The 4208-nt window shown below is 31.9% G+C and carries 1 protein-coding gene and 1 pseudogene; both read left to right on the top strand.

Annotated features, from left to right (window positions below; translation table 11 throughout):
• Positions 1-2169: type ISP restriction/modification enzyme (locus GGR08_RS07635; RefSeq protein WP_343050840.1), on the top strand; the 2169-nt coding region annotated here is incomplete at its 5' end.
• Positions 2170-3927: 1758 nt separating this feature from the next.
• Positions 3928-4208: pseudogene (locus tag GGR08_RS07630) on the top strand (hypothetical protein); the annotation flags it as partial.

Here is a 4208-nt window from a genome sequence, read left to right as displayed (position 1 = left end):
TTACAATCAGATCTCATCAAACCAGAGGATATGGAATATAAGTTCCGTCATGATATCCATGCCAATGAGATTGTTTTACTTGCCTATTACATAGCTGCCATTAACATTGAATCAACGTATCATAGTCTTATGAAAGGAGAGTATATTCCTTTTAAGCATATTGGTTTAACAGATACGTTTCGGATGCTTGAAGAGAAGAACCTTCTGCAAAAATTATTCAAAGACAACAGTGAGTATTTAGAACATCAAAAGAAACTGGATATTAAAGTTATCTTTGGTAATCCTCCTTATTCTTCTGGTCAAAGGAGTGCTAATGATAATAATACAAATGTAGAATATGAAATACTTGATAGAAGTATCCAAAATACGTTTGCACTTAAATCTCAAGCAACATTAAAAAGAAATCTCTATGATAGCTATATTCGAGCGATTAGGTGGGCAAGTAATCGCTTAAGTTCACAAGGTGGTATTGTAGCTTATATTTCTGGAAATGGATGGGTAGATAAAGCCTTTGCTGATGGCATGCGAAAATGCTTACGAAATGAATATTCTTCTATTTATATTATTAATCTTCGTGGTGATATTCGAAAAAATATAAAATCAAAAGAGCTATCAAAGGAAGGAGGCAATGTTTTTGGTTCTGGAAGCCAAAACGGAATAGCTGTAACGATTTTTGTGCGCAATCCAAATAAGAAACAACCGTGTGAGATTTATTATCACGACATTGGTGATAATCTTTCTACCGAAAAAAAACTTGAGATGCTTCAATACTTTGATAGTATTGGTGGTATTACACGTGAAGATGGTTGGAAAATAATTACACCGGATGAACATGGGGATTGGCTTCATCAACGTGATAACAATTTTGAAACATTCTTAGCTATAGGTGATAAGAAACCCCATAGTAAAAAACTCTTTGAAACGTTTTCTCTTGGGGTTGTAACCAATCGTGATGCTTGGACATATAATGCAAGTCGTGAAGCTTTAGCTAAAAACATGAGTAATATGATCACATTCTATAACAGCGAAGTGGAACGGTTTAATAATGCTTATGGACATGTTGATCGCAGAATACGTACAAAGGCTGTAAATGATTTCGTTGATACAGATGAGAGAAAGATAAGTTGGAGCTATAATGTTAAACAAGAATTAATAAGAGGAAAAATCTTTGAACTTGAAGATAGATGCCTTGTTCAAAGCCTTTATCGTCCTTTTACGAAACAATGGCTCTATTACAATCGCGCCTTTAATGAGAGAGTTTTACAAATGCCGCGTATATTCCCTATGGGGAAGGTGGTTGAAAATATGGTAATACAAGTTACAGGTACCGGAACCCAAGCAGGTTTTTCTGTTTTGATGAGTAAGGATTTACCTAACCTTCATGCAATAGATACTGGACAATGCTTTCCACGTTATATTTACGAAGATACTACGGTCTCAAAAGATAAAAACAAGAAACAATCTCATTTATTTTTAATTTCTACAGAAGAAAGTAAAACAGCTGGTTTACAAAAGCGTGATGCCATTACGAATGAAGGGTTAGAACATTTTAAAGCCGCTTATCCTAATGAAACTATCACGAAAGATGATTTATTCTATTACGTTTATGGAATTTTGCATTCGGAAGATTACCGCTCTCGTTATGCTGATAACCTCTCTAAAGAATTGCCTCGTATCCCGTGTGTAAAAAATGCTGATGATTTTTGGAAGTTTGTGACAGCAGGACGTGAACTGGGTCATTTGCACGTGAATTATGAAACTGTAGAGCCTTATCCAGTAACCTTTAAAAAAGGTAATCCAAAACAAACAGAGATCTCTAATCCAGAAAAGTTTTATTATGTAACTGAAATGAAATTCGCAAAAGCAGGTAAAGAGAAAGATAAATCAACTGTTATTTATAATAGCAATATTACCATAACAGATATACCTCTTAAAGCTTATGCGTATATCGTCAATGGCAAGCCCGCTCTTGAATGGGTTATGGGGCGTCAATGTGTAAAGACTGATAAAAAGAGCGGCATTGTTAATGATGCCAATCGTTATGCTGTTGAAACCGTTGGCAACCCTGCCTACCCTCTAGAGTTATTTCAAAGGGTTATTACCGTAAGTTTAGAAACAATGAAGATTGTTAAGAACTTACCAAAATTAGAAATAAGAGAAACTGAATAAGCTTATTAAAGCATGCTCACATAATGAGTGTGATAACCTTACAAGGGGTATAAGGTCTTATAACCATAATCTATACCTCTCTTGTTAGATTGCTTACATACAATCTTTAAAAGGAATGTTTATATGCATTATTCTAAAAAAGAGCATTTGCACTTTTTAACACTGTACTTTGGATTGCTTTAAGACTTTTAAGAAATCCCATCTTAAAGTGAATACGCTTCTTTTACATTGCCTTTAAGAGGTTATATCGTAATCTAAAATGAGTGCTTTATTGTTATCAAAAGCTTTGTTTAAAGAGGGTTATATATATTCATTTTCCTTATATTACTTATAGGTTTTGAAGGTTTCTCAAACCCTCAAAATACCTTCAAAACCCCTTTATATATATTACAGATTGTATTTACGTGTTGTGTGTAATATGGATTGTTTATTTAAAACATTAACATATTGAAATATAATAACTTTTATTTTTGATTGAAAAATAATATATAAAGGGGAGTAAAAGGAACCCTCAAAATACTCAAAATCTTCAAAACTCATAACCATAATGGTCTTGATAGCATTTCATATGAATTACAAGCTATCTTTTGAAAGGCTTTAAAAGATCATATGCTTTTCATAAAGCACGTTTTAATCATTCTCTAAATCATAAGTTTATCTATTCAAATGAACTGATAAAATTCATAAAAAGGATTTTGATAACGTAATCAGTTTTTACTTTCATACGCTTTTTATAAGACGTGTTGGAATTACTTAATAAAATAATCTAGTTTATCAGTTCAATTTACTGACACATAACTGACAAATATATATTATGAATTGAATTTATGGGTTGTCTTTTAATAAAGGTTGCATCATTAAAATTATAACCTATTGAAATATAATGTTTTTAATTTTCTCTCATTTAAAAAAATAATAGAGGGTCTAAAAAGAACTGACAAAACTGACACAACTGACAAAAGCCTATTAAAAGGCATTTTTCTGATCTCTAGAATGATCAATCTCTCTTTAGATGTTTTCATAACAGTCTATAAATCACAATTATTCTATTTATCGCTTCTCTTATGACAATGAAAAATGATGCCATGGCTATAAAGAACATAACAGCTATAGAGAATGCGTGAAAACAGTAGCTTTGTTTGAATAAAGCAAAAATGCAAATGAATGCATTGGTTATAAGAGCGCGGTGCCTATTAAGATAGTGCAAATGATAAATGCGTTATAAACAAAATTCACAAAAAATTAAAATTCATTTAGTGAAAAAACTGACAGGTTATAAAGTTAAAAATACGCATTATGAGAGCGTTTTTAAATATTATAAATGTATAGATTCAAAAAAGAAGCCAATCTTTTCTAAAGCCAATAATATAGCTTTAAAAGCACATAAATATAAAAGAAGCAATTCATAAGCATAAGATATTATAAATACATAACATATATAAAAAAATACAAAAAATATCAAAAAAGATAAAATATTGTTTGACAATAAATACGTATTTTGTTATATAAATAATCAAGTGATTAGAAAACACTTTGAAACGACAAGCGGATAGATTACGAAACAATCTTTCCAATGCTTTTAAAAATTGGCTATCTTTTATACTTTTGTTAGTATATGAGGATTTTGTCGGGTGTGTTTACACCATACAATACTCTTTATGAGAAAAGTGTAAGCAGCGGACTTGTCGCCGTGTTTTCTAGCACCCGATGCCTCTATAGGCTGTTAATAGAAAATTTAATTACGACAAGGTTTTAATTATGACAAATATATCAAACAACACCCCCCTTCTCTCTAACATTTCAAATGAAAGCGCATCTGTTAATAAACAAGAGCCTGCAAAAAAATACGAACTTACTAATGAAAACCGCGTTGTTAACGGTGTGACTTTACACCGCATTAAAGCTTTAAGAGATTTTGATGATGTCAAGGCGGGTTCCTTGGGGGGCTTTATTAAAGATGAGAGTGATCTATCCCATGATGGCAATTGCTGGGTTTATGATGATGCTATGGTTATCCAAGCAAGCGTTTCCGAAAATGC

Source organism: Bartonella fuyuanensis, assembly GCF_014197255.1.
GTDB lineage: Bacteria > Pseudomonadota > Alphaproteobacteria > Rhizobiales > Rhizobiaceae > Bartonella > Bartonella fuyuanensis.
The sequence above is the reverse complement of the archived record's forward strand: the minus strand, read 5'-3'. Positions and strand labels throughout refer to the sequence as shown.